The following is a 24,703-nucleotide window of genomic DNA, read 5'->3' on the forward strand; positions in this document are numbered from 1 at the left end:
CCCCGCCCTGCCGACCGGAGCTACTGACCCAGGTTCGTGAGCAGGCTGACGGCGACCGCGATCACCACCGTCCCGAACAGGTAGGAGAGCAGGGCGTGGCCCAGGCCCACCTTGCGCAGCCCGCGGCTGGTGAACCCGTCGTCGGCCACCGCGTACGACATCCCGACCGTGAACGCGAGGTAGGCGAAGTCGCTGTAGGCGGGCGGGTCCTCCTGCGAGAAGTCGATGCCGCCGTCGCCACCGGCGAAGTAGAGGCGTGCGTACTTCAGTGCGAAGACGGTGTTGACCAGCGCCCAGGACACGATGGCGTCGAGGACGCATAGCAGGACGGTCACCACCCCGACCGCGTCGTGCCGGGCCGCGCCGACCAAGGCCTGCACGACCGCGGCGAGGCTGGCGACTGCTGCCGCGAGGACCATGCCGTCGGTGGCTCGGGTGCTGCCCTCGTCCTCGGCCAGGCGCTTCGTGCCCCGGTGGTCCTGCGGCCAGCTGATCCGCCACACCCACACCAGCACCGCAGAGGCGCCACTGCCCCAGCCCACCAGGACGGCGAGCTGGGGCAGACCGAGCGCTGCCACGACCGCGCCCACCACGACCCCGCCCGCGAGCGACAGCAACAGCCGGCGGGAGGACAGGATCCGGCGCCCCGACGTGCGTGGCCGCTCCCGGACGTAGCTCACGCGCGCTCCGCGAACTCCTGCACGATGCGGTCGCAGAAGGCCGGCAGGTCGTCGGGCGACCGGCTCGTGGTGATGTTCCCGTCGGTGACGACCGGCTCGTCGACGACCTCCGCCCCGGCGTTGTGCAGGTCGGTGCGCAGGCTGGGGAAGGAGGTCAGCCGACGACCGCTGACCACGCCGGCCTCGACCAGCGACCACGGTCCGTGGCAGATCGAGGCGACGGGCTTGCCTGACTCGACGAAGCTCCGCACGAACTGGACTGCTGTGGGCTCCATCCGCAGCTTGTCCGGGTTCACCGTGCCTCCTGGCAGGAGCAGGGCGTCGTACTCGTCCACGGACGCACTGCCCACAAGCCGATCGACGCCGAAGCTGCCCGCGTCCTCGAGGTCGTTGTTCCGCGCCGCTACCTCGCCGTCCCTGATCGACAGGACCTCCGTGCTCGCCCCTGCGTCGTCGAGCGCTCGACGAGGCTCCTCCAGCTCGACGCGTTCCACACCGTCGGCTGCCAGGATGGCGACACGCCGGCCTTCCAACCGCCCAGCCATTCAGGCGCCTGACATCTGGGGCTTGAGGACGACCTTCGTCCAGCCGTCGTCGCGGTTGTCGAAGTGCTCGTAGGCCTCCGGGGCCCGCTCGAGCGGCAGCTGGTGGCTGACGATGAAGGAGGGTTCCGCCTTCCCGGCGGCGATCAGGTCGCGCAGCTGGCGGTTGTACTTCTTCACCGGTGCCTGCCCGCTCCCGATGTGCTGGCCCTTGAACCAGAACATGCCGTAGTCGAAGGCGAGCTTGCCCTGCTTGGCCAGCTCGTCCTTGCCGCCGGGGTCCTGCGGCACGAAGACACCGACGTTGCCGATCCTGCCCGTGAAGCGCACGGACGCGACGAGCCGGTTCATCGTCTGGTTCGGCTGCTCCTCGCCGTCAGGCTCGTGCGCCTGGTAGCCGACGCACTCGCAGCCGTTGTCGGCTCCGAGCCCCATCGTCTGGTCGAGCACGGCCTGGACAGGGTCGACCTTCGAGTCGTCGATGGCGATGGCGCCGATGGACTCGGCCAGGCGCAGCCGGTCGGGGTGCCGGTCCACCACCATCACCTTGCTGGCTCCCCGGATGGTCGCCGAGAGCGCTGCCATCAGCCCGACCGGGCCGGCGCCGTAGATGACCGTCTGGTCCCCGGGCTGCACACCGGCCAGTTCGGTGGCGTGGTATCCGGTGGGGAAGATGTCAGCCAGCATCACGTAGTCCGCGGACTTCTCGTCGGCGTCCTCCCCCAGGCGCAGGCAGTTGAAGTCACCCCACGGCACGCGCAGCAGCTCCGCCTGCCCCCCTGCCCAGGGGCCCATGTCGGCGAACCCGTAGGCGGCGCCGGCCCACTCCTTCTTCGGCTGTGCGGTCAGGCAGTAGTTGGTGAGCCCTCGTTCACAGTTCTTGCAGTGCCCACAAGCGATGTTGAACGGAAGGACGACGTGGTCGCCGACCTGGACCTTGTCCACGCCGTCGCCGACCGCGATGACCTCGCCCATGTTCTCGTGCCCGAACCAGCGACCGGCCTCGAAGTCGGTCCGGCCCTCGTACATGTGCAGGTCCGAACCGCAGATGTTGGTCGTGGTGATCCGCACCAGGACATCGGTCGAGCGCTCGATGCGGGCATCGGGCACGTCCTGGACGCTGACCTTGCGCGGGCCCTCGTAGACGACTGCTCTCATGCTGTGACCTCGCTCTGCGGAGGTGTCGCCGGTCCTTGTGCCGACGGCGGTGTCCTCATCTGACACCGGGCGCGAGCAGCGGCGGTATCGGCAGACCTGCCCATCCCGCGGGCGGCGGGCCCTTCGTCGGACGGGGTAGTCCCCTCGCATGACCTTGTTGCGACTGCAGCGCTTCGTCCGCACCAGCATGTGGCTCCGTCCGCTCGGCTGCCTGGGGGCAGGCGTCCTGGCCGCCGTCGCCACGCTCGCCTGGACCGTGCGACGGACTACGGGCTCGTCCCGCAGAGCGTGACCGGGACACCGTCCGACGCGCAGACGATCCTCTCGTCCTTCGCCACGGCGATGGTGTCGCTGACCTCGCTCGTCCTCACGGTCACGCTGGTGGCGGTCCAGCTGGCGATGGGCCAGTTCTCGCCCCGCATCGTCGGAGCACTGCTGGCAGACCGCTGGAGCCAGCTGGCGAGCGGCCTGTTCGGCGCGAGCTTCGTGGTCGCGGTGCTGACCCTCAGGGAGATCCACGACTCCGGGGACGGGACGGTCCCAGGTGTCTCGGTGCTGCTGTCCTACGCGCTCATGCTCGCGAGCATCGTGGTCCTGGTGCTCTACGTGCACCACGCCGGCCAGGGCCTGCGCGTCGCGGGGCTGATCGACCTCGTGGGCGACCGCACCAGGGAGATCATCGTCCGGACGCACGGCGACCCACCGGCCACCAGCGCCACGGACGTGATCGCCGCCCCTGAGCCCGGCAACGTGACGCGCGTCGACCGCGCGGCGCTGGTCGCCGCCGCCCGACGAGCCGACTGCCTGCTGGAGCTGGTGCCCGTGGTGGGCGACTTCGTCGTCGGCGGTGCCCCGCTGCTCCGCGTGCACCAGCGGCCCGGCTGGGCGGGTGCCGGCGCGCCGGGACGCATCGGTGCTGCGGAGCTCACCCGTCACGTCCTCCTCGGCGGAGAGCGGGTGCACACCGAGGACCTGGCGTACGGGTTCCGCAAGCTCGTCGACATCGCCGTGCGGTCCGTCGCGCAGCCGTTCAACGACCCGACGACGGCGGTCCAGGCGCTGCACCGGTTGCACGACCCCCTGCGCCAGCTGGCCCCCCGCCCCCTCCCGGGCGGTGAGCACCGGGACGAGGACGGCGTCGTGCGCCTGGTCGAGCGGGTCATGAGCTGGGACGGCTACGTGCGGTTGGCGTTCGACGAGGTCCGCCTGGCCGGGGCGTCGGAACCACAGGTCACCAGGAGGATCTGCGCCGCGCTCGACGACCTCAGGAGCGTCGCACCGCCGCACCGGCAGGAACCGTTGGAGCGTCAGCTCCGCCTGCTTGAGGCGGCTGTCCGCCGCACCTACGAGGACGAGGAGGACGCAGTCGCAGCGCTCACCCCGGACACCGAGGGCATCGGGTCAGGAGCAGACGTCACCGTGGCGGCTACGCAGACGGACGGAACACCGCACGGACGCACCCGTCCTCCTTCTCCTTGAACATCCGGTAGCCCTTCGGACCCTCGTCGAGGGACATGACGTGCGTGGCGAGGTGCTCGGTCTTCACCTCGTCCCGGCTCATGCGCTCGAGGATCTCTGGGATGTAGCGGTGCCCGTGCTGCTGGGCGCCGCGCAGGGTCAGGGCCTTGTTCATGACCGCACCGAGCGGGAACTTGTCCACGAGACCGGCGAAGACGCCCAGCGTGAACACCGTCCCTCCCTTGCGACAGGCGCAGATCGCCTCACGGACCGCCGTCGGCCGGTCGGTCTGCAGCCGCATCTGCTGCTTGACCATGTCGTAGGCGAACTGCGGTCCCGGGCTGTGCGCCTCCATCCCCACGGCCTCGATGCAGACGTCGGGGCCTCTTCCGCCGGTCAGCTCACGGAGCTCGGCAGGGACGTCGACCTGCTCGTAGTGCAAGGTCTCCGCGCCGATGTGCGCGCGTACCTGCGCCAGGCGGTTGTCGAACCGGTCGATGACCACGACCCGCTCGGCGCCCTTGAGCACGGCCGCGCGCGCTGCCATCTGCCCGACTCCACCGGCCCCCCACACCGCGACGACGTCACCTGGCTGGACGCCGGCCTGGTCGGCGCCGGTCCAGCCGGTGGGCGCGGCGTCGGAGGCGAAGAGCGCCCGCTCGTCGGACACGCCGTCGGGGATGGCGAAGGCGCCCTGGTCCGCGTACGGCACGCGGATGTAGGGAGCGTGGCTGCCCGCCCACCCGCCCAGCGCGTGCGAGTACCCGTAGCACCCGCCGATCGCCTGGCCCCACAGCGCCTCGGTGATCCCGGGGTTGGGGTTGCCGTTGTCGCACAGGGACCACAGCCCCTGCCGGCAGTACCAGCACTGCCCGCAGCTGGTGAAGGAGACCACGACCACGCGGTCCCCGACCCGGTGCTTGGTCACGGCTCGGCCGACCTCGGCGACGGTGCCCATGAACTCGTGCCCCAGCACGTCCCCCGCCCGCATCGCCGGGATGTAGCCGCCCATCAGGTGCAGGTCGGAGCCGCAGGTCGCGGAGAGCCCCACCTGGACGATCATGTCGTGGTCGTTGTGGATCGTGGGTTCGGGCACGTCCTCGACGCCGATCTCGTTGACCCCCCGCCACGTCACGGCCTTCACCGCACACCCGCCTTCGGGGCCACCCTGGTCCACGCCTCGAGCAGCAGGCCTCCGGGGGTGGCAGTCCGCCTGCCGTGCGGCACCGGGTCCACGGCGAGGACCTCACCCACCTCGACGACCTGCTTGGCCTGGCGCAGCGCACTCCGCACGTCGGCCTGCGGGTCGTGGCCGCTCAAGCGGCTCAGGGCTCCCGACGACCCGCGGTCACGAAGCCGTGCCGCCAGCTCGGTGCCCTTGCCGCCGGGCGCCGGGCGGACCCGGACCTCGACCCGGTCACCCAGCTCGGCCAACGGTGCCGGCAGGTGCGCCGTGTCGAGCGCGGCCTGCTCGCAGAAGACGGTCACCGCGAGCCAGCCGGAGGCCGGCTGTCCCGGACCGGCGGCTCTCGCGCCGGACGGGTCGATGGCCGAGCGCACCTGGCGCACGACGGTGCCGCCGGCGCGGGCTGCGAGTGAGGCCACGCCCCCTACGGCGGACGTCATGCCGCACCACCCGCGGACGTCACAAGTGCTCCGTCGAGGTCTCGTGCCATCTCGTGCTCCTGTCGCCGGCTCGACGACGGCGCCGGGCGCGACGCCGTCCACGTCCATCGGACACCCGTGCCGCGCGCCGGTGGTATGGGCAGACCTGCCGATACCACGACCGCGCGGTTCCCTTGCAGGAGTGCGCGTGGCACGGTCGCAGTGTCGGTACGCAGCAGCTACGGAGGCCAGCGTGAGTGCACAACGTGCAGACGTGAGCGCGCTGCGGGTCGAGATGCAGCACGTCGCCGCCGAGCCGGCTCCCGCCGACGTCCGGGCCGCGCAGGTGCTCGACGCACTGCGACGCGTGCTGCCGTTCGACGCGGGCTGGCTGGCCGTGCGCGACCCCGAGCGGCGGTGCCACACGCCGCTGGCCACGGTCGGCTCCGCAGACCCCCTGCGTCGCTACTTCCGCACACCGGAGGCCGACACCGAGGTCGAGCAGCTCGGCCTCAACCGCGAGCGCGGGCCGATGCTGACCAGCGACATCCCGGTCCCCCTCCCCGAGCTGAAGGCATGGGGGGAGCACCTGCTGCCGGCCGGGTTCCGCAGCGGTCTGGCCGTAGGGCTGTTCACCTCCGGCGGCCGGCATGTGGGCTTCCTGAGCCTGTTGAGCGACGACGAGCAGGGGCTGGACTCGAGGGACCGGCGCATCGTCGCTGTCGTCAGCTCGCTCGTCGCCGACGGGCTCGACCGGGCCGGGGAGATCGCCGAGACGGCGCGCGTGGTGGAGGCGGCTGCCGCCGGGGTCGTGCTGACCCGCGGGGGCGACGTCCTGCCCCTCCCGGGGCTGAGAGAGGACCGCCTGCTGGCCCGGGGCTCCCGCGTCCTCGTGGCCGCGGAGCGCGAGCTGGCCGCGGGCGGTCCGCGTACGAGCTTCCTCGCAGCCACCGGAGTCGAGAGCGAGCTCCTCGTCCGCGTCACCGCGGTCCAGTGCGCGGTCCCGCACCTCGACCACCTCGTCGCTGCGGTGCTCCTCTCCCCGCCCGGCGACCAGCGCGCACTGGGCCCGCTGGAGCTGCGGGTGCTCGGGCTGGTGGTCGACGGGACGACGTCGGTCCCGGCCATCGCGGCTGAGCTCGGCGTGAGCGCCGACCGGGTCGCCGAGGCGCTGGACGCGGCCCTGCTCGCCCTGTCGGCGGCCGACCTCCCGGCCGCGGCGGCACGGGCGCTGCGCACGGGGCTGCGGATCCCTCCGATGCTGCGCGACTGAGGTCGGGCACCGCCGGGATCGGTCGTTCTGCCGATGGCGCATGACCTGCGCAGCGCGATGTGCTGCTGTGCGCAGCCCTCACCGGACCCGTCGGAAGGAGAGCAGGACCGCGATGGAACTGACCTCGGCCACGACCGTCACCAGGACACCGGAGGAGGTGTACGCCTTCTGGCAGCAGCTCGAGCAGCTGCCGTCGTTCATGGCGCACCTCGATGACGTGCGCCGGACAGGACCCGGCCGCAGCCACTGGAAGGCCAACGCGCCCTTCGGTCGAGTCGTCGAGTGGGACGCCGAGACCATCGACGACGTCCCTGGCCAGCGCATCGCCTGGCGCTCCCTCGAAGGTGCCGACGTCCCCAACTCCGGTGAGGTGCGCTTCGTGCCGGCGCCGGGCGCCCGGGGCACCGAGGTGCACGTGAGGCTGAGCTACGAGGTGCCGGGCGGCGCGCTCGGCAGGGCCGCGGCGAAGTACTTCGGCGAGGAGCCCTCCCAGCAGCTCGACGACGACCTGCGCCGCTTCAAGCAGGTGATGGAGACCGGTGAAGTGGTCCGCAGCGACGGGGCGCCCAGGGGCAAGCAGGCCCGCGAGGAGTTCCCTCAGCACCCCGCCCGCCCGCTCAGCGACGACGAGCGCAAGGAGGTCCTGGCGTGAAGGCCAACTGCTGGATGAGCGCGAACGAGGTCGAGGTCCAGGAGGTCCCGGACCCGACGATCCTGAACAGCCGCGACGCGATCGTCAAGATCACCAGGACGGCGATCTGCGGCTCCGACCTGCACCTGCTCGACGGCTACGTGCCGACGATGCAAGAGGGCGACGTCATGGGCCACGAGTTCATGGGCGAGGTGGTCGAGGTCGGGCCCGGGGTCGCCGGCGACAAGCTCCGCGTGGGCGACCGGGTCGTCGTGCCGTTCCCCATCGGGTGCGGCGCCTGCTACGCCTGCCAGCACGAGCTGTGGTCCTGCTGCGAGAACACCAACCCGAACGCGGGCATCGCCGAGAAGATGTTCGGCCACCCCGTGGCGGGCATCTACGGCTACTCGCACCTCACCGGTGGCTTCGCCGGCGGCCAGGCGGAGTACGCGCGTGTGGTCTTCGCGGACGTCAACCCGCTGAGGATCGAGTCGGACCTCACCGACGAGCAGGTGCTCTTCCTCTCCGACATCCTGCCGACGGGCTACATGGGTGCTGAGATGTGCGACATCACCGACGGGGACGTGGTCGCCGTGTGGGGCGCCGGGCCGGTCGGGCAGTTCGCCATGGACAGCGCCCGGTTGCTGGGAGCGGCGAGGGTGATCGTCATCGACGACGTGGCGTACCGGTTGGAGATGGCGGCGTCGCAGGGCTACGACACGATCGACTTCTCGGACACCGACGTGCGCTCGGCGCTGCTCGAGCTGACCGGCGGCCGCGGGCCCGACAAGTGCATCGACGCGGTCGGCCTCGAGGCCACCCACGGCGCTGCGCACGTGAACCTCTACGACCGGGCCAAGCAGGCCGTCCGCTCGGAGACGGACCGGCCGCACGCCCTGCGCCAGGCGATCACCTCGTGCCGCAGCGGCGGCATCGTCTCGGTGATCGGCGTCTACGGCGGCTTCGTCGACAAGTTCCCGGCCGGCTCGTGGATGAACCGGGCCCTGACGCTGAGGACGGGCCAGTGCCACGTGCAGCGGTACATGCGTCCCCTGCTCCAGCGCATCGAGCGCGGCGAGATCGACCCCACGCGGATCATCACCCACCGCCTGCCGCTGTCCGAGGCGCCGCACGGCTACGACATCTTCAAGAACAAGGAGGAGGGCTGCGAGAAGGTCGTCCTGACGCCCTGATGTCGCGATCCCGGGACGCCGCACCTCTGGTCAGGACCGGTCGGGTTGCGAGACCGCACCGAAGGGTATATACCGCCCGGTCGAGAACACGGCCCCCGCCGAAGAGCGCTGAGCGTGTCGTCCACGACGCGGCAGCGTCGATCGGACGGGGAGGATCCTCGTGAGCCTGGGAAGCGCAGAGCTGGCCGATCTCGCCGCCTCGACGTGCGCGCCTGGCGACAGGGCGCTCAGCATGCTGGAGAGCCTCCGCCGTCGCGTGCCCTTCGACGCCGCATGGCTGGCGCTCGCCGACCCCGGCAGCAGCGTCGGCTACGCCTCGCTGGCCAGCGTGGACCTGCCGCAGGGCACCGAGCGCTACCTCCTGGGTCCCCGGATGGCGCACGACATCGAGCAGACGGGGACCAACCGTGCGCGCCCCCCGCTGAGCCCGTCCGACCTGCCCTATCCCGCTGAGACGCTGCCGACCTGGGCCGAGTGCCTCCACCCGGCGGGCTTCCACGAAGCGCTGGCCGTCGCCCTCTTCGACGGCCAGCGCCATGTTGGGTTCCTCGCGCTGCTGTCGGAAGCCACGCGACCACCCGACGCGGCGGTGCGGCGCGAGCTGCAGCAGCTCACCCCCCTGCTGACCCGAGGTGCGGACCCGATGCGACCGCTGGCCGCGGCTGCACGGGTGGTCGGCGGTGCAGCCGCCGGCATCGCCCTGTGCTGCAGCGGCGCGCAGCTGCCAGTCCCAGGACTTCCGGACGACGCGCTGCTCGTGGACGGCTCACCCGTCGTGACGATCGCGCGCTCGTGAATGGAGGACGGTCAGGTCTACGCGTCGTTCCTGTGGCCGCTCGGCGGCCGGCACGCTCCTGACGGGCACGTGCGGGTGACCGTCCTCGGCAGCGCCGAGCACGAGTCGACGAGCCTGCTGGGGACGGTGGTCCTCTCGCCGGCGAACCACCTGCGCGGACTCACTCCTCGCGAACTGGAGGTCCTCGGGCTGCTCATCGACGGCCGCTCGAACGCGCAGATCGCCCGCGCGCTCGTCGTCGCCCAGCGCACGGTCGCGGCGCACCTGGAGCACATCCTCGCCAAGCTGGGGGCGCCGAGCCGGACGCTGGCAGCCGTACGCGCGACCCGTGAGGGTCTGTACGTGCCAGCGTCCCCGCTGCCCCGCCGGGCGTGAGCCCGGTCGGCACGACACCCGGTCACGAAGGAGACGACATGCTCAGCAGGCGCAGGCTCAAGGGCAGGCGGATCGCTGCCCTGGCAGCCGACGGCTTCGAGAAGGTGGAGCTGCTCGTCCCGCTGCGGGCCCTCGAGGCCGCCGGAGCCGAGGTCGACGTCGTGTCCCTGCGGCGCGGACGCATCCGTGGGGTCAACCTGCACATGCCCGCGAGCCGGGTCCGCGTGGACGAGGTGCTCGGGCGAGCCGACCCCGAGGACTACGACGGGCTGCTGCTCCCCGGCGGCTTCATCAACCCCGACCTGTTGAGGCAGTCCGCCCATGCTCGCGAGTTCGTCCGCGGGTTCGCCGTGCGCGACAAGCCCATCGCCACCCTCTGCCACGGTCCGTGGGTGCTGGCGTCCGCGGGCTTCCTGACGGGGCGGACCCTCACGTCGTGGCCCGGCATCCGTGACGACCTGGTCAACGCCGGCGCCACCTGGCTAGACCAGGAGCTGGTGCGGGACGGCAACCTCACGACGAGCAGAGGACCGCAGGACATGGCCGCGTTCGTCCGCGGCATGCTCGACGCCTTCGCGAACGAGCCGGCGACGCCTCCTCCACCTCGCGAGTCCGACCGGCAGCCCGAGGAGCCCGTGGGGTGGGCCGTTGCGGCGTTGCGCTGGTCCCCCAAGCCGTCGACCGCCGCCGCGGCGGGCATCGGCGTGGCCGCTGCCGTCCACCGTGCTCTGCGCGGCTCGGCGGGGTAGTAGGGAACGAGCCTGGGCAAGGGGCGCGTGGCGGAGGTGCTCGACACACGTCAGTCGACCGTCGGCGAGCCACACGTGCAGCTCGACCGAACGTTGCGCGTACTCGCTCTCCGCCAGCCCGCCCCGCGGCTCGTGGACCTCCGGGTCGGGCATACGCCGACGCGGGTCTGGGCACCGCCTGTGCCGCGACCTGACCCTTCGTCCTCCGAGGTCGCTGAGCCGGGCCGCGAGCATGGCGCTCACAGTGGTCAGACGACGCACGGTCGCGTGGCACGCGCATGGTCCTACAGCCATCCTGCGCAGTCACCTGCGACCTCCTCGTGGCCCCGCGACATGACGTTGCAGACAGCCAGCGCCGCGTCCGGAGCGCCAGAGAGAGATTCGAAAGACCTGGGCCCGGTTGTCGATCCGGCGGCAAGGTGTTCGTCGTCGCTGGTGACGGAGCCGGACAGGCCGGCCCGCGACCCAGTGCAGGAGGCAGTTCCATGGCCAAGTACGCGATCCTCATCTACGAAGACCCGGCCTTCTACACGGACGCGTCGCCCGAGGCGTGGAGCGCGGTGCTCGACGCGCACAATGCGTTCGCCAAGCAGGTCTTCGAGCTCGGCGGGTCCATCGAGGGCGGGGCGGCGCTCGCACCCACGACGACAGCCACCACGCTCAAGGGTGGCGGCACTGTGACGGACGGCCCGTTCGTCGAGACCAAGGAGGCCCTCGGCGGCTTCTACATCGTCGAGGCGCGCGACCTCGACCACGCCGTCGAGATCGCCACGCAGTGCCCGGCCCCCGGTGGCGGCGTCGAGGTCCGCCCGGTCGTGGACCCGACGACGAACCCGTTCTGAACGCTCCCGGCGACGAGCCGACCGCGTCCGCCACGCAGGCGGACGCGGTCGCTGCCGCGCTCGCGCAGGCCCACCGCTCCGAGTGGGCCTTCGTGCTGTCCGCCACCGTGCGCGTCGCGGGCGACCTCGACCTCGCGGAGGAGTGCGCGCAGGAGGCGTACGTCCGCGCACTGCAGGCCTGGGCCCGCGACGGCGTGCCGGAGCGGCCCGGCGCGTGGCTGACCACGGCGGCGCGGAACCAGGCGCTCGACCGGTTGCGACGCGAGGTCACCCTCCGGCGCAAGCTCCCGCTGCTGGTGGAGCCGGCGACCGTCGATCCGCCCGACCCCGCCGAGCTCGACCGGCTCGACGACGCGGTGCCGGACGACCGGCTCCGGCTGGTGTTCACCTGCTGCCACCCCGCCCTCGCCCCCGAGGCCCGCGTCGCCCTCACCCTGCGCCTGGTCTGCGGCGTTCCCACGCCCGACGTCGCACGGGCCTTCCTGGTGGCCGAGCCGACGATGGCGGCACGGATCACCCGCGCGAAGAAGAAGATCTCCGCAGCGCGGATCCCCTACCGCGTCCCCAGCCGGGCGGAGCTGCCCGAGCGACTGGACAGCGTGCTCACCGCCGTCCACCTGCTGTACAGCACCGGCCACACGGCCGGCGAGGGGGACGCGCTCGTCCGCGAGGACCTCTGCGACCGGGCCCTGCACCTCGCGCGCACCCTCGCCGCGCTGCTGCCCGAGCAGGCCGAGACCCGCGGCCTGCTGGGACTGCTGCTCCTCACCGACGCGCGCCGGGCGACCCGTACCGACGAGCAGGGCAGGCTCATCCTGCTCGCCGACCAGGACCGGACGCGCTGGGACCAGCGCGCGGTCCTGGAGGGGCTCACCGTGACGGCAGGGGCGCTGGCGTCCGGCCCACCTGGGCGGTTCACCCTGCAGGCGGCGATCGCCGGCGTGCACGCGATCGCTCCATCTCTGCAGCGGACGGACTGGCCGCGGGTCGTGCACCTCTACGACCGGCTGCTGATGGTGTGCGACACCCCGGTGGTCGCGCTCAACAGGGCCGCCGCCGTGGCGTTCGCCGACGGTCCGGCCGCCGCCCTGCCGCTCCTCGACGAGCTGGCGACCGACCCGCGGCTCGCCGACTACCCCTACCTGCCTGCCACCCGCGCCGACCTGCTGCGCCGACTCGGCGACACCGCCGGCGCAGCTCAGTCGTACCGGCGCGCGATCGAGCTCACAGCGAACGCCGCGGAGCGCGCCTTCCTCGAGCGACGCCTGGCCGAGGTCGACCGCGCCGCCGGCGCCGACCCCATGCCCGGTTGAGTCCAGCTGGTTCTGCGGTCCCCAGGCCTCGCGGCGGGCCGCGCGAGACCCCGCTCGACCGGCTCGCGTGGCATCTCCTCACAGATTCCGTCGAGGTGCTGACCAGGGGAACATCAGGGACGATCCGGACGTGCCCCTGCTGCCTGCTCCCCCGACCGGTCGCGACGGCGTCGTGGACTGGGTGCGCGAGCACCTGGGCCACCTGAGCTGCGACGACGTACGGCCCTCGAGCATCCGGGGAGGGCAGGCGGCAGCGGACGAAGCGCTGGCGGCTCTCGACGTGACGGGGTACGCGCCACGTCGCAGCACCGTGCTGCCGGCCGGGTCACGTGGGGCGAGCAGGCTCTCGCCCTACATCCGGCACGGATTGCTCGACCTTCCGACCGTGTGGCACGCGGTCGAGCACGCCCCCGCTCGTGATCGCGGGAAGTTCCGCGACGAGCTGCTGTGGCAGGAGTACTCCCGCCACTTGTACGCCCGTGTCGGCAGGGCGACGAACCGGCCCCTGCGCTTCGGGCCGCCGCGGGTCGACGAGCCCTGGGGCAAGGAGCCCTGGCCGGAGGAGATGGCGTGCATGGCTGCGACGACGGCCGAGCTGCACGAGGACGGCTGGCTGGTGAACCAGACCCGCATGTGGCTCAGCTCGCAGTACTCCGTCCGCGCCGGTGGGGACTGGCGGGAGGGCGCGCAGGAGATGTACCGCCACCTGCTCGACGGGTCTCCAGCTGCGAACCGGCTGGGCTGGCAGTGGACCGTCGGCACCGGGACGGGCAAGGTCTACGGCTTCAGCCGGTGGCAGGTCGAGAAGCGTGCGCCAGGGCTGTGCCGTTCATGCTCGCTCGAGCGGGCCTGTCCCGTGCAGGACTGGCCGACGGCGCAGGCAGGACCGCGCGTCAGTGCCCCCGAAGGACTGCGCGGCGGGGTGACCGACGGCGGTCCCGAGGAGCCCGTGGTCAGCGGTGAGGCGGACGCCGTCTGGCTGACGGGAGAGTCGCTCGGGGACCGCGACCCCGCGCGGCACGCACGCCCGGACCTGCCCACGGTGTTCGTCTTCGACGAGCCGCTGCTCGCCAGGCTCCGGCTGTCCGGCAAGCGGCTCGTCTTCCTCGCCGAGACGCTGGCCGAGCTCGGCGCAGAGGTTCGGCTGGGCGACCCGGTCGTCGAGCTGCAGGGGCGGCGGCTCGCCACCACGTGGACGTACGTGCCGGGCTGGACGGTACGCAGCCGCCGCCTCGAGGTCGTCGCGACGTACCCGTGGCCCTGGCTGCGTCGCCCGGGTGCCGGCTCACTGCAGTCGTTCAGTGCGTGGGTGCGATGAGCGCCGGCGACACGAAGCCGTGCGCCGCCTGCGGGCGCACCATCACCTGGCGCAAGAAGTGGGCGCGGGACTGGGAATCCGTGCGCTACTGCTCCGGGTCGTGCAGACGCGCGAAGGTGTCCGCCACCGACCGTGCCCTCGAGGCGTCCATCCTGCGGTTGCTGGCCACCCGTCCCGTCGGTGGGACGATCTGCCCGTCAGAAGCGGCCAGGGACGTCGGCGGGGACGAGTGGCAGGGACTCCTGGAGCCCGCTCGGGCCGCGGCGCGACGGCTCGTCGTGGCAGGCGACGTCGTCATCACGCAGGGCGGGAGGGTGGTCGACCCCTCCACTGCGAAGGGACCCATCGGGATCCGGCGGACGCGGACCGGCTAGCGCTGGCGCTGTGGGCGGTCGGTCAGACGAGCTCGCCGCGCCGTCGCGAGAGGTACGCCCGCTCGGCGGAGTTGGCCGAGGCCGCGATAGCCGCGTCGTACGCCTGCTTGGCCTCGGCGCTCCGACCGAGCCGGCGCAGGAGCTCGGCGCGTGTCGCGTGCCAGGGGTGGTAGCCCTCCAGCGGCAGCCGTTCGACGAGGGCGAGGGCGACCTCGGGCCCGTCGAGCTCGGCGACCGCGACCGCACGGTTGAGCGCGACGACGGGTGACGGGTCGAAGCGGACCAGCAGGTCGTACAGCGCGACCACCTGAGACCAGTCAGTGTCCTGAGCGCTCGGCGCGTCAGTGTGGACTGCGTTGACCGCTGCGAGCACCTGGAAGCGGCCGGGCCGACCCGTGGCGAGGCACTCGCGGACCAGGGCGTGCCCTTCAGCGAGAAGCGTCCGGTCCCACCCGGCGCGGTCCTGCTCGCCGAGCGGCACGAGCTGCCCGTCGCGTACGCGCGCCTCGCGCCGCGCCTCGAGCAGCAGCAGCAGGGCGAGCAGGCCGGCGACCTCCGGCTCTTGGGGCAGCAGCCGACGCAGCTGCCGCGCCAGCCGGATCGCCTCGTCGGTGAGCTCGGCGCGCACTGGACTGCCCTCACCGCTGGCGAGGTAGCCCTCGTTGGCGATGAGGAACAGCACGGTCAGCACACCGCCGAGCCGCTCCGGCAGGTCGGCGGCCTCGGGCACCCGGTAGGGCACGTGAGCCGCCGCGATCTTCTTCTTGGCCCTGGCGATGCGCTGCCCCATCGTCGTCTCAGGGACGAGGAAGGCTTCGGCGATCTCGGCGACGGTCAGCCCGCCGAGCAGGCGCAGCGTCAGCGCGATCCGCGCCTCCACGGCCAGCGCGGGGTGGCAACAGGTGAAGAGCAGACGGAGCCGGTCGTCCTCGACCGGTCCCGTGGGCTCGTGGGGAGTGTCGTCGTAGACCATGAGCGCCGCCTGGTGCTTGGCGTCGCGCTGGCCCTCGCGACGCAGCCTGTCGATCGCACGGTTGCCGGCGGTGGTGGTGAGCCATCCGCCGGGGTTGGGAGGCACGCCCGTGACCGGCCACTTCTCCAGCGCGGCCACGAGCGCCTCACCCGCCGCCTCCTCGGCGACGTCGATGTCGCCGAAGCGGCGGACGAGCGAGGCGACCACGCGTCCGTACTCCTCCCGGAAGACGCGCTCGACGGCTGCCGCTCCGGGCAGCTCGAGCTGCGAGGGCGTGAGGCCGGACTCCACGGTCGTGCTCAGGCCAGACCGTCGAACGGGCGGACCTCGACCTTGCCCCGGCACGCCTTGGACCCCGCGGCCGCGAGGGCGAGCGCGACGTCGAGGTCCGGGACGTCGACGACCCAGAACCCTCCGATGACCTCCTTGGTCTCGAGGTAGGGCCCGTCGGTCATCACCGGCGCGTCCCCGCGACCGTCGACCACGGTGGCCGTCGCCGCGGGCTCGAGCCCGCCGGCGAAGACCCAGTAGCCCGAGCTCTTCAGCTCCTCGTTGAAGGCCCCGGTCGCGGCGAAGGCCTCCTCCATCGCCTCGCGGGAGCCGTAGTCGCCGAACTCGGTGCGCTCGGCCGGGCCGTGCACGCTGAGCAGGTAGTGCGCCATGAGATGTCCTCCTCGTCGCCGGCGGCCTCGGTGACCGCCGCGTACCTCCACCACGAACGGGATCGGCCGAATACGACAACCTGCCACAGCGGGCCCGCCGCCAGGGCTCCGGACAAGAACTCCCACGGCGCTGTCGGATCCGGGGCTGCCCACTCGTGGAGAGGCATGAGGGTCGCACGGAGCGGCCCCTGACGGACGGAGCCCGACATGTCCACGACCACGACCGAGATCCAGGCCGGCACCACCGCCACCGCGTACGGGCTCGACGCCCCCTCGCGCCTGCCGCTGTGGAAGCACGGCCTCACCGCCGCCCTCGCCGCGTCCGTCGCGACCACCGTCCTCGCGTCCTGTGCATCGGCCGCCGGTGTGTCGTTCGCCGACTCGGCCGGAGCGGGCATCCCGATCGCCGCCTTCGCCCAGGTGACGCTGGTCCTCTCGCTGGTCGGCGTGGGGCTCGCGGCCGTCATGGCTCGCCGGGTGCGACGGCCGCGGCGCACGTTCGTCCGCACCACGGTCGCCCTGACGGCGCTGTCGTTCGTGCCGGACCTCACCGTCGGGTTCGACGCCGCGTCCGCAGCGACCCTCATCGCGCTGCACTGCGTCGCCGCCGCCATCGTCGTGCCGACGCTCGCGAAGCGCCTGGCGCGTTGAGGGGGACGCGACTGCCCGACTTCACGGGCGGCCGCGACCACGCCCGAGTCGTCCGCTGCCCCGGACGAGTGAGCCCCCGGGTAGAAGACCTGAGGGTGGTGGAGCCGCCTATCGGAATCGAACCGATGACCTACGCATTACGAGTGCGTCGCTCTGGCCGACTGAGCTAAGGCGGCAGCGCTCCGCACCGAGGCGCGGAGCACGAGGATGGAGTCTAGCGGCATCGTGGCGGTACGCGTGCCGCGGCCCGCGCACAGGCACCCGACCGGTCCTGCTAGCGGAGTGGTCAGCCGGTGCGCAGCGCCAAGGTCATCGCCTCGACGGCGAGCAGCGGCGCCGCGTTGGCCTCGAGGGCGAGCCGGCACTCGAGGATCGCGTCGATGCGGCGCAGGGTCTCCTCCGGCGCCCCGCCGCGCGCGAGCCGCTCGACCGCCGGGCGCAGCTCCTCGTTGACCAGGTGCACGGTGGCCCCGACCTGCACGGCCAGCACGTCGCGGTAGAACGAGACCAGGTCGACCAGCGCCCGGTCGAGCGCGTCGAGCTGGGTGCGCTTGGCCCGCGTCTTCTGCTGCTTCTCGAGCTCCTTGAGCTGGCTGGCAGCGCTGCGGTCCATCGCCCGCCCGACCGTGCCCTTGCCCAGCGCCCGCGCCAGTTCTTCGGTCTCGCGGCCGTCGAGCGAGGCGGACTGGGCGCCCGCCTCCTCCTTGGTCGCCTCGACCAGGTTGGCCGCGGCCGTGAGGCACGAGCCGAGGTCGGTGACCTGCGTCGGGATGCGCAGCGCCTCGTTGCGGCGCAGCCGGGCCGACTCGTCGGTGGCCAGGCGGCGGGCGCGGCCGACGTGCCCCTGCGACGCCCGCGCCGCGAAGCTCGCCATGGCGGGGTCCACGCCGTCGCGGCGCACGAGCAGGTCGGCGACCGCGGCGACCGGTGGCGTGCGGAGCAGCACGTGACGGCACCGCGACCGGATGGTCGGCAGCGCGTCCTCGAGGCTCGGGGCGCAGAGCAGCCACACCGTACGCGGCGGCGGCTCCTCGAGGACCTTGAGCAGCGTGTTGGCCGCCTGCTCGGTGAGCCGGTCGACGTCCTCGACGAGGACCACCTGCCAGCGCCCGCCGGACGGCCGGCGCGTAGCCCACTGCACCAGCTCGCGCGCGACACCCACGCCGATGGAGAGCAGCCGGGTCGTCACGACCTCGACGTCGGCGTGCGTGCCGGCCAGCGCTGTGCGGCAGGCGGTGCACTGGCCGCAGCCACCGCGCTCGCACTGCAGGGCGGCGGCGAAGGCACGCGCGGCGACCGAGCGGCCCGAGCCGGGCGGGCCGGTGAACAGCCACGCGTGGGTCATGGCCTCGCCGCGGCCGCCCGCGAGCAGGTCGGCCGCGGAGCTCACGGCGGCGCGGAGCTCGGCGATGACCCGCTCCTGGCCGACGACGTCGTCCCAGACGCTCACCGGAGCCACCCGCGGGAGGAGTCGCTGTCGCCGTCGACGCGCTCGTCTCCGGTCGAGCCGCTCGGGCCTTCCTCGGCGGTCTCGTCGTCGGCGCGCTCGGTGTGGAATCCCATCGAGAAGATCTCGTCGACGAGGGTGAGCTCGCGGGTCTGGGCGTCGGACGCGTCGTCGAGAGGCGCGGTGTCCTCGAGCCGGGGAGGCGTTCGGAGCAGCGGGGCGCCACGGCTCTCGCCGTCGTCACGAGCGGCGGACTCGGCGCGGTGCTGCTCCTCACGTTCGCGCTCGGCACGTTCGCGCTCGGCGCGCTCGGCCCGCTCGCGCTCGACCCGCTCGAGCTCGACCCGCTCCCGCTCGGCCCGCTCCAGCCGCTCCTGCTCCGCGCGCTCGGCGTCGAGCCGCTCCTGCTCGACCCGGGCCCGCTCGAGCTCCTCGCGCTCGGCGCGCTGGCGCTCGAGGCGCTCGCGCTCGGCCTGCTCGGCGGCCAGCGCGTCGAGCCGGGCCTGCTCGGCCGCCTGGCGGAGCGCCTCCTGCATGGCGGCGTCGTTGCGCTCCCGCTCGGCGCGACGGCGCTCGGCCTCCTCGGCGCGGCGGGCTTCGACGGCGAGGCGGCGCTCCTCGTCGTGCTGGCGCCGCTCCTCGGCGAGGCGTGCGGCCTCCTCACGGCGTACGCGCTCCTGCTCCGCGACCTCCACGGCGCTCAACGGCAGGACGGCGCGCAGGTGCTGGCGGATGTGCTCGCTGACGGCCTCGGCCGGCTCGGTCGCGTCGACGACGAGGTAGCGGTGCGGGGCGGAGGTGGCGAGCTCGAGGAAGCCGCGGCGCACGCGCTCGTGGAAGTCGGTGGGCTCGGCCTCGAGCCGGTCACCGGCTCCGCCGTCGCGGGCCTGCCGCCGGGCCGCCGCGACCTCTGCCGGCAGGTCGAGCAGCACGGTCAGGTCGGGCACCAGCCCGCCGGTGGCCCAGCGGGAGATGCGGGCGACGTCCTCGACCTGCAGGGCCCGGCCGGCGCCCTGGTAGGCGAGCGAGGAGTCGACGTAGCGGTCGCTGATGACCACCGCCCCGCGCTCGAGCGCCGGGCGCACGAGGGTGCCGACGTGGTGGGCGCGGTCGGCGGCGTAGAGCAGCGCCTCCGCCTGGGGCACGAGGTGGCCGGTGCCCGGGTCGAGCACGATGGCGCGCACCTTGGCACCGACCTCGGTGCCGCCGGGCTCGCGGGTGACGACGACCTCGTGGCCGCGGGCCCGCACCCACTCGGCGACGGCCTGCACCTGGGTCGACTTGCCCACCGCCTCGCCGCCCTCGAGCACGAGGAAGAACCCGGTGGCCACGGGCTGGCGGCCCGGCTCCGGCAGCGGGCGGCCGCGCAGCGCGCCGACGAGGTCGGCGAGCAGCGGGACCCCCGGGCGGTCGTCCATGGCGCGGAACGACACGACGCCGAGCACCGCGGCCAGCACGCCGGCCAGCAGCATCGTGATCGCGGCGCCCGACAGCGTCCAGGTCCACTCGTCGGTCGGCGTCAGCCGGTGCACGCCGATGGCCGCGGCCAGCAGCGGCGCGAGGGCCAGGACGCCGACGAGCACGACCCGCAGCATGACGTTGAGGGAGGCGAAGACCCGCCCGCGGTGCTCGTCGTCGACCTCGAGCCCGATCAGCGTGTAGGCGGTCACCCACGACGTGCCGGCGAAGGCGCCGAGCAGCACGGTGAACATCACCGCGATGACGATGTTGGGCACCAGCGCGACGAAGGCCAGCGCGATGCCGGCGCAGACGATCGAGAGGCAGAGCATGCGCCGCCGGCTGAAGCCCGCCAGCAGCCGCGGGCCGAACGCCATGCCGAGCGCGAGGCCGAGGAAGACCGCGAAGAACAGGACGCCGTAGCCCGCGTCGCCCGCACCCAGGTCGCGGACGTAGGTGCGGGCCAGCCCGATCACGGCGCCGGCGGCCGCGAAGGCCCCGAGCATCGCGAACACCAGGCCGCGCACGACCTGGGTGGAGCCGACGTACTTCCAGCCGTCGACCAGTGCCCGCCACGCGGACGGCTCCTCGTCGGCCGGGCGCGGCGGGTGCGGCGGGATCTCGCGCAGCCTGGCGATGACCACGGCGGCGACGAGGAAGGCGAAGGAGTTGACGTAGAGCGCGACGCTCGCCGGGCGCAGGGCCTGCTCGGAGTCCGTGCCGCCGAGGAGCCGGGCGAGCAGGGAGAGCCCGACGAAGACCACGGCGGCGACCGGCGCCGAGCCGTAGGTGCCCGCGAGGTTGAGCTGGTTGGCCGCCTCGAGCCGCTCGCGCGGCACCAGGTTGGGGACCGTGGCCTCCTTGGCCGGGATGAAGAACAGGCTCGCGGACTCGACGAGCAGCGTCGCGGCGAACAGCCACCACAGCTGCCCGACGACCGGGATGGTGGCGATGACGACGAAGCGGAAGCCGTTGGCCGCCACCATGGTCCACCGCCGGTCGAGCCGGTCGGCGACGACGCCCGCGAGCGGGCCGATCACCATGGCAGGGGCCAGGCGCAGCAGGAACACCGCCGCGACGGCGAGGTTCTCCTGCTTGTAGCTGCCAGCCGAGAGCGCCTGGGCGTAGGCCGTGAGCGCGAGCAGGCCCAGCCAGTCACCGAGGCTGGCGAAGCACAGCGCCGCCCAGAGCCGGCGGAAGGTGGGGATGGCGAGGACGCCGCGGACGTCGCCGCCGAGCCCCCGCGCAGCACCCAGCCCGGAGACGATCGCGGGGTTCTGGTCGGCCGAGCTCACGCCGCCACCCTAGCCGCGGGCCCTGACAGCGCCCCGCGTCACCGACCCGCTGCCGGGACGGCCTTGGCCGCCTTCTTGGCCGGGGTCTTCTTCGCCGTCGCCTTCTTCGCCGTCGTGCCCGCTGCCTTCTTCGCCGGAGCCTTGCGCGCCGTCTTCTTCGTCGCCGGCCCGGCCGCCCGCTTGTCGGCGAGCAGCTCGGCAGCCCGCTCGGGGGTCAGGCCCTCGACCGTGTCGCCCTTGCGCAGGGTCGCGTTGAACTCCCCGTCGGTCACGTAGGCGCCGAAGCGGCCCTCCTTGACCACCATCGGCGAGCCGCTCACCGGGTCGGGCCCAAGCTCCTTGAGCGGTGGGCGCGCTGCTCCGCGACCGCGCTGGCGCGGCTGGGCGTAGATCTTCAGCGCGTCCTCGAGGGAGATCGTGAGCAGCTGCTCCTCCGACTCGATGGTCCGGGAGTCGGTGCCCTTCTTCAGGTAGGGCCCGTAGCGGCCGTTCTGCGCGGTGATCTCGCCGCCGTCGGCCGGGTCGACGCCCACCACGCGCGGCAGCGTCAGCAGCTGCAGCGCCTGCTCGAGCGTGACGGTGTCGAGCGACATCGACTTGAACAGCGAGCCGGTGCGCGGCTTGGCCGACTTCGGCGAGCCCTCGGGCAGCACCTCGGTGACGTAGGGGCCGAAGCGGCCGGCCTTCGCGACGATCTCCCGGCCGGTCGCCGGGTCCGTGCCGAGCGAGCGGTCGCCCGAGGGAGCCGAGAGCAGCTCCTCCGCCTTCTCGACCGTCAGCTCGTCGGGCGCCAGGTCCTCGGGCAGCGACGCGCGCTGCTCGCCGCGCTCGATGTAGGGGCCGTAGCGGCCGACGCGCACGGCGATGCCCTCGCCGAGGTCGTACGTGTTGACCTCACGGGCGTCGATGTCGCCCAGGTTCTCCACGACGCTCTTCAGCCCGCCGAGCTCGTCGGGACCGTCAGCCCCGCCGCCCGCACCAGCGGACGAGCCGTCGCCCTCGCCGAAGTAGAACCGGCGCAGCCACTCGACGCGGTCGGCGTTGCCGCCGGCGATGCGGTCGAGGTCCTCCTCCATCTCGGCGGTGAAGTCGTAGTCGACCAGGTCGCCGAAGTGCTCCTCGAGCAGCCGGGTCACGGCGAACGCGAGCCACGTCGGGACGAGCGCGCTGCCCTTCTTGAAGATGTAGCCGCGGTCGAGGATGGTGCCGAGGATCGAGGCGTAGGTGGACGGGCGCCCGATGGCCCGCTCCTCCAGCGCCTTGACCAGCGTGGCCTCGGTGTAGCGGGCCGGCGGGCTGGTCGCGTGGCCCTCGGCGCTCAGGCTCAGCGCCTGCAGCGAGTCGCCCTCGGCGACGGCCGGGAGGCGCTGCTCACGCTCCTCCGCGCGGGCGGCGGCGTCCTCGTCGCGCCCCTCCTCGTAGGCCGCGAGGAACCCGCGGAACGAGATCACCGTGCCGGAGGCCGAGAACTCGGCGTCGGCGAAGGCCGACGCGCCCGAGCGGGGGGTCGCACCGATGCGTACCGACACCGTCGTGCCGCGAGCGTCCGCCATCTGCGAGGCGACCGTGCGCTTCCAGACGAGGTCGTAGAGCGCGAACTCGTCGCGCGCCAGCTCTCCCGACACCTCGCCCGGGGTGCGGAACACGTCGCCGGCCGGGCGGATGGCCTCGTGGGCCTCCTGCGCGTTCTTGACCTTCTTCTCGTAGCGGCGCGGCACGTCGGGGACGTACTCGGGGCCGTAGAGCTCGCGCGCCTGCGACCGGGCGGCGTCGAGCGCCGACTGCGACAGCGTCGTCGAGTCGGTGCGCATGTAGGTGATGTAGCCGTTCTCGTAGAGACGCTGCGCCACGCGCATCGTCGTCTGCGACGACCAGCGCAGCTTGCGGCTCGCCTCCTGCTGCAGCGTGGAGGTGATGAACGGCGCGGCGGGACGGCGGGAGTACGGCTTCTCCTCCACCGAGCGCACCGTGAACGGCGCGCCCTCGAGCGCGGTCGCCAGCGAGCTCGCGGCCGTCTCGTCGAGGGTCCGGACGCCGGCGCCCTGGGCCCGGGACGACAGCACGCCCTCCGAGGTGAAGTCTCGGCCCGAGGCCACGCGGGAGCCGTCGACCGAGCTCAGGCGCGCGGCGAAGGGCTGGCCGGCGCGCTCGAGCTGCGCCTCGACGTCCCAGTACGACGCGGTGCGGAACGCGATGCGCTCCCGCTCGCGCTCGACGACCAGGCGGGTGGCGACCGACTGCACGCGGCCGGCGGAGAGCCCCGCGCGTACCTTGCGCCAGAGCACCGGCGAGATCTCGTAGCCGTAGAGCCGGTCGAGGATGCGCCGGGTCTCCTGCGCGTCCACCAGGTGCTGGTCGAGCTCGCGGGTGTTGTCGACCGCGCGGCGGATCGCCTCAGGTGTGATCTCGTGGAAGACCATCCGGTGCACGGGCACGGTCGGCTTCAGGACCTGGAGCAGGTGCCAGGCGATGGCCTCGCCCTCGCGGTCCTCGTCCGTCGCGAGGTAGAGCTCGTCAGCGTTCTTGAGCAGCGCCTTGAGCTCGGAGACCTTCTTCTTCTTGTCGTTGTCGACGACGTAGTAGGGGGCGAACCCGGCGTCCACGTCGACCGCGAACTTGCCGTAGGGGCCCTTCTTCATGTCGGCCGGGAGCTCGCTGGGCGTCGGGAGGTCGCGGATGTGGCCCACGCTGGCCTCGACGTCGTAGCCGTCGCCGAGGTACCCCGCGATCTTGCGCGCCTTGGTCGGCGACTCGACGATCACCAGGCGGCGGCCGGTGGCGGTGCGGGTACGGGGCGGCACAGGGGTCCTCACTTCGAACGACAGCGTCGGGATCGAACCTACGCGCCGGTGTCGAGCGGCGTACGGATCGACAGGGCGGAGTGTGACGCCACCACCGCCCCGCCTGTCAAACCGCACCGCCGCACCGGCGCGTTCCCGGCTCCGCCGGGCGGTCTGGGAGGATGGGCCCAGTGAGGACCCCGCTCGAGCGCGTGCCGTCCCCGCTGCTCGTGCTCGGGGCGATCGTCTCGGTGCAGTGCGGCAGCGCTGTCGCGGCCAAGATGTTCGACCGGCTCGAGCCCACGACGGTCGTCTTCTTCCGTCTGCTGCTCTCGGCGCTGGTCCTGTGCGTCGCCATCCGGCCCAAGGTCTGGCGCTGGTCGCGCGCGTCGCTGCTGGCAGCCGTGCTGCTCGGCCTGTCGATGTCGGCGATGAACCTCGTCTTCTACCAGGCGCTGAGCTCGGCCCCCCTGGGCGCGGCGGTGACCGTCGAGTTCCTCGGCCCGCTGCTGCTCGCGCTCGTGCAGACCCGCCGTCTGCTCGACCTGGCCTTCGCCCTGCTCGCCGCAGCGGGCGTGGCGCTGCTCGGCATCTCCGACGCCGCCGGTGGCGCGCAGACGCGCGGGTTGGTGCTCGCGTTCGTCGCCGGGCTGTTCTGGGCCGGCTACATCGTGGCGAGCGCGCGGGTCGGCGCGCTGCTGCCTGGTACGCAGGGGCTCGCCGTCTCGCTCGCCGTCGGCGCCGCGGTGGCCGGCGTCGTGACCGCCTTCCGCGAGCCGCAGCACGTCCTGCCCACCTTCACCTCCGGCGACCTGCTGCTGCACGCGGTGGGTGTCGCGCTGCTGTCGTCGGTCGTCCCCTACAGCCTCGAGATGGCGGCCCTGCGCCGGCTCTCGACCCGGGTGTTCGGAGTGCTGATGAGCCTGGAGCCGATGAGCGCGACGCTCGCCGGGCTGGTCATCCTCGGCCAGTCGCTGACCCTGCGCTCGGTCGTCGCGCTGGTGCTGGTCAGCGTCGCGAGCCTGGGCGTGACTCTCACCGCCCGCGCGAAGGGCGTCGACGACCGGCTGGACGACGACGCCCTGGTCGAGGCCGGCACCGGCTAGCGGCACCGGCCCCGGACCAGGGCT

At 73.0% G+C, this 24,703-nt stretch carries 23 protein-coding genes and 1 tRNA gene; 13 read left to right on the forward strand and 11 right to left on the reverse strand.

From position 1 onward, the window contains the following. Positions 1-20: 20 nt before the first annotated feature. From CLV35_RS08810 to CLV35_RS08820, 3 genes are read right to left on the reverse strand one after another with little or no spacing between them, the layout of a single operon-like run. Positions 21-680 carry a DUF1345 domain-containing protein gene (locus CLV35_RS08810; protein ID WP_231121634.1) on the reverse strand — a complete coding sequence of 220 codons (660 nt, stop codon included), beginning with the start codon at positions 678-680 and terminating at the stop codon, positions 21-23. Further along, positions 677-1,225: a type 1 glutamine amidotransferase domain-containing protein gene (locus CLV35_RS08815; protein ID WP_121193123.1), complete on the reverse strand. Its 549-nt coding sequence runs from the start codon at positions 1,223-1,225 to the stop codon at positions 677-679. Before CLV35_RS08815 ends, CLV35_RS08810 begins: the two co-directional genes overlap by 4 nt. Then, entirely contained in the window at positions 1,226-2,380 is a 1,155-nt protein-coding gene (locus CLV35_RS08820) for a glutathione-independent formaldehyde dehydrogenase (protein ID WP_121193124.1), read from the reverse strand. A gap of 288 nt (positions 2,381-2,668) precedes the next feature. Between CLV35_RS08820 and CLV35_RS08825 the strand changes: the two genes are divergently transcribed. Then, positions 2,669-3,859: a DUF2254 domain-containing protein gene (locus CLV35_RS08825; protein ID WP_231121636.1), complete on the forward strand. Its 1,191-nt coding sequence runs from the start codon at positions 2,669-2,671 to the stop codon at positions 3,857-3,859. On the opposite strand, the gene CLV35_RS08830 is transcribed toward CLV35_RS08825, so the two are convergent. Together CLV35_RS08830 and CLV35_RS08835 are read right to left on the reverse strand one after the other, a co-directional pair. Then, a complete protein-coding gene (locus CLV35_RS08830) occupies positions 3,807-4,982 on the reverse strand; it encodes a zinc-dependent alcohol dehydrogenase (protein WP_121193125.1) in 1,176 nt (391 codons plus the stop codon). The genes CLV35_RS08825 and CLV35_RS08830 overlap by 53 nt on opposite strands. Next, positions 4,979-5,443: a hypothetical protein gene (locus tag CLV35_RS08835; RefSeq protein WP_231121637.1), complete on the reverse strand. Its 465-nt coding sequence runs from the start codon at positions 5,441-5,443 to the stop codon at positions 4,979-4,981. The genes CLV35_RS08830 and CLV35_RS08835 overlap by 4 nt, the downstream gene beginning before the upstream one ends. A gap of 274 nt (positions 5,444-5,717) precedes the next feature. Between CLV35_RS08835 and CLV35_RS08840 the strand changes: the two genes are divergently transcribed. The 10 genes from CLV35_RS08840 to CLV35_RS20995 all read left to right on the forward strand — a co-directional run bounded on the left by CLV35_RS08840 (position 5,718) and on the right by CLV35_RS20995 (position 14,307). Then, the gene (locus CLV35_RS08840) at positions 5,718-6,716 is read left to right on the forward strand and encodes a GAF domain-containing protein (protein ID WP_183061887.1); all 999 of its coding nucleotides are present in this window, start codon (positions 5,718-5,720) and stop codon (positions 6,714-6,716) included. A gap of 112 nt (positions 6,717-6,828) precedes the next feature. After that, positions 6,829-7,368, forward strand: coding sequence for an SRPBCC family protein (locus CLV35_RS08845; RefSeq protein ID WP_121193127.1), 540 nt, complete (start codon positions 6,829-6,831; stop codon positions 7,366-7,368). Continuing rightward, positions 7,365-8,540, forward strand: a complete 1,176-nt coding sequence (locus tag CLV35_RS08850) for a zinc-dependent alcohol dehydrogenase (protein WP_121193128.1) — start codon at positions 7,365-7,367, stop codon at positions 8,538-8,540. The genes CLV35_RS08845 and CLV35_RS08850 overlap by 4 nt, the downstream gene beginning before the upstream one ends. A gap of 232 nt (positions 8,541-8,772) precedes the next feature. Further along, positions 8,773-9,336 carry a hypothetical protein gene (locus CLV35_RS20445; RefSeq protein ID WP_231121638.1) on the forward strand — a complete coding sequence of 188 codons (564 nt, stop codon included), beginning with the start codon at positions 8,773-8,775 and terminating at the stop codon, positions 9,334-9,336. Continuing rightward, entirely contained in the window at positions 9,337-9,711 is a 375-nt protein-coding gene (locus tag CLV35_RS20450; protein WP_231121639.1) for a response regulator transcription factor, read from the forward strand. Between the two features lie 38 nt (positions 9,712-9,749). Next, positions 9,750-10,460 (forward strand): type 1 glutamine amidotransferase domain-containing protein, encoded by a 711-nt coding sequence (locus tag CLV35_RS08860; protein WP_121193129.1) that lies wholly within the window; start codon positions 9,750-9,752, stop codon positions 10,458-10,460. 485 nt (positions 10,461-10,945) lie between these two features. Next, on the forward strand, positions 10,946-11,302 hold the full coding sequence (locus tag CLV35_RS08865) for a YciI family protein (RefSeq protein ID WP_121193130.1): 357 nt from the start codon (positions 10,946-10,948) through the stop codon (positions 11,300-11,302). A 92-nt stretch (positions 11,303-11,394) separates the two neighbouring features. Continuing rightward, positions 11,395-12,615, forward strand: a complete 1,221-nt coding sequence (locus CLV35_RS08870) for an RNA polymerase sigma factor (protein ID WP_121193488.1) — start codon at positions 11,395-11,397, stop codon at positions 12,613-12,615. Between the two features lie 130 nt (positions 12,616-12,745). Then, positions 12,746-13,933 (forward strand): FAD-binding domain-containing protein, encoded by a 1,188-nt coding sequence (locus CLV35_RS08875; RefSeq protein WP_121193131.1) that lies wholly within the window; start codon positions 12,746-12,748, stop codon positions 13,931-13,933. Then, on the forward strand, positions 13,930-14,307 hold the full coding sequence (locus CLV35_RS20995) for a DUF2256 and DUF3253 domain-containing protein (RefSeq protein WP_121193489.1): 378 nt from the start codon (positions 13,930-13,932) through the stop codon (positions 14,305-14,307). Before CLV35_RS08875 ends, CLV35_RS20995 begins: the two co-directional genes overlap by 4 nt. A gap of 22 nt (positions 14,308-14,329) precedes the next feature. On the opposite strand, the gene CLV35_RS08885 is transcribed toward CLV35_RS20995, so the two are convergent. Then, entirely contained in the window at positions 14,330-15,571 is a 1,242-nt protein-coding gene (locus tag CLV35_RS08885; RefSeq protein ID WP_231121640.1) for an RNA polymerase sigma factor, read from the reverse strand. An 8-nt stretch (positions 15,572-15,579) separates the two neighbouring features. Continuing rightward, complete coding sequence (locus tag CLV35_RS08890; protein ID WP_121193132.1) at positions 15,580-15,942, reverse strand: YciI family protein; 363 nt, start codon at positions 15,940-15,942, stop codon at positions 15,580-15,582. Between the two features lie 207 nt (positions 15,943-16,149). Here CLV35_RS08890 and CLV35_RS08895 point away from each other — a divergent pair, with 207 nt between their 5' ends. After that, positions 16,150-16,593, forward strand: coding sequence for a DUF6069 family protein (locus CLV35_RS08895; RefSeq protein WP_121193133.1), 444 nt, complete (start codon positions 16,150-16,152; stop codon positions 16,591-16,593). Positions 16,594-16,692: 99 nt separating this feature from the next. On the opposite strand, the gene CLV35_RS08900 is transcribed toward CLV35_RS08895, so the two are convergent. The 4 genes from CLV35_RS08900 to topA form a co-directional block, all read right to left on the reverse strand. Beyond that, positions 16,693-16,769: transfer RNA gene (locus CLV35_RS08900), tRNA-Thr, on the reverse strand. Positions 16,770-16,879: 110 nt separating this feature from the next. Continuing rightward, positions 16,880-18,043 carry a DNA polymerase III subunit delta' gene (locus tag CLV35_RS08905; protein WP_121193491.1) on the reverse strand — a complete coding sequence of 388 codons (1,164 nt, stop codon included), beginning with the start codon at positions 18,041-18,043 and terminating at the stop codon, positions 16,880-16,882. Further along, positions 18,040-20,793, reverse strand: coding sequence for a dTMP kinase (gene tmk, locus CLV35_RS08915; RefSeq protein WP_231121641.1), 2,754 nt, complete (start codon positions 20,791-20,793; stop codon positions 18,040-18,042). The genes CLV35_RS08905 and tmk overlap by 4 nt, the downstream gene beginning before the upstream one ends. Positions 20,794-20,831: 38 nt before the next feature. Then, positions 20,832-23,594, reverse strand: coding sequence for a type I DNA topoisomerase (gene topA / locus CLV35_RS08920; protein WP_121193134.1), 2,763 nt, complete (start codon positions 23,592-23,594; stop codon positions 20,832-20,834). 161 nt (positions 23,595-23,755) lie between these two features. On the opposite strand from topA, the gene CLV35_RS08925 reads away from it, so the two are divergent. Then, on the forward strand, positions 23,756-24,679 hold the full coding sequence (locus CLV35_RS08925; RefSeq protein ID WP_121193135.1) for an EamA family transporter: 924 nt from the start codon (positions 23,756-23,758) through the stop codon (positions 24,677-24,679). Positions 24,680-24,703 lie beyond the last annotated feature (24 nt).

It is taken from the genome of Motilibacter peucedani (assembly GCF_003634695.1).
GTDB lineage: Bacteria > Actinomycetota > Actinomycetes > Motilibacterales > Motilibacteraceae > Motilibacter > Motilibacter peucedani.

Coding starts and splice junctions, on each gene's coding strand:
- CLV35_RS08815 (WP_121193123.1), bottom strand. CDS start 1,225: ATGGCTGGGCGGTTGGAAGGCCGGCGTGTCGCCATCCTGGCAGCCGAC.
- CLV35_RS08820 (WP_121193124.1), bottom strand. CDS start 2,380: ATGAGAGCAGTCGTCTACGAGGGCCCGCGCAAGGTCAGCGTCCAGGAC.
- CLV35_RS08845 (WP_121193127.1), top strand. CDS start 6,829: ATGGAACTGACCTCGGCCACGACCGTCACCAGGACACCGGAGGAGGTG.
- CLV35_RS20445 (WP_231121638.1), top strand. CDS start 8,773: ATGCTGGAGAGCCTCCGCCGTCGCGTGCCCTTCGACGCCGCATGGCTG.
- CLV35_RS20450 (WP_231121639.1), top strand. CDS start 9,337: ATGGAGGACGGTCAGGTCTACGCGTCGTTCCTGTGGCCGCTCGGCGGC.
- CLV35_RS08860 (WP_121193129.1), top strand. CDS start 9,750: ATGCTCAGCAGGCGCAGGCTCAAGGGCAGGCGGATCGCTGCCCTGGCA.
- CLV35_RS08865 (WP_121193130.1), top strand. CDS start 10,946: ATGGCCAAGTACGCGATCCTCATCTACGAAGACCCGGCCTTCTACACG.
- CLV35_RS20995 (WP_121193489.1), top strand. CDS start 13,930: ATGAGCGCCGGCGACACGAAGCCGTGCGCCGCCTGCGGGCGCACCATC.
- CLV35_RS08890 (WP_121193132.1), bottom strand. CDS start 15,942: ATGGCGCACTACCTGCTCAGCGTGCACGGCCCGGCCGAGCGCACCGAG.
- CLV35_RS08895 (WP_121193133.1), top strand. CDS start 16,150: ATGTCCACGACCACGACCGAGATCCAGGCCGGCACCACCGCCACCGCG.
- CLV35_RS08925 (WP_121193135.1), top strand. CDS start 23,756: ATGGGCCCAGTGAGGACCCCGCTCGAGCGCGTGCCGTCCCCGCTGCTC.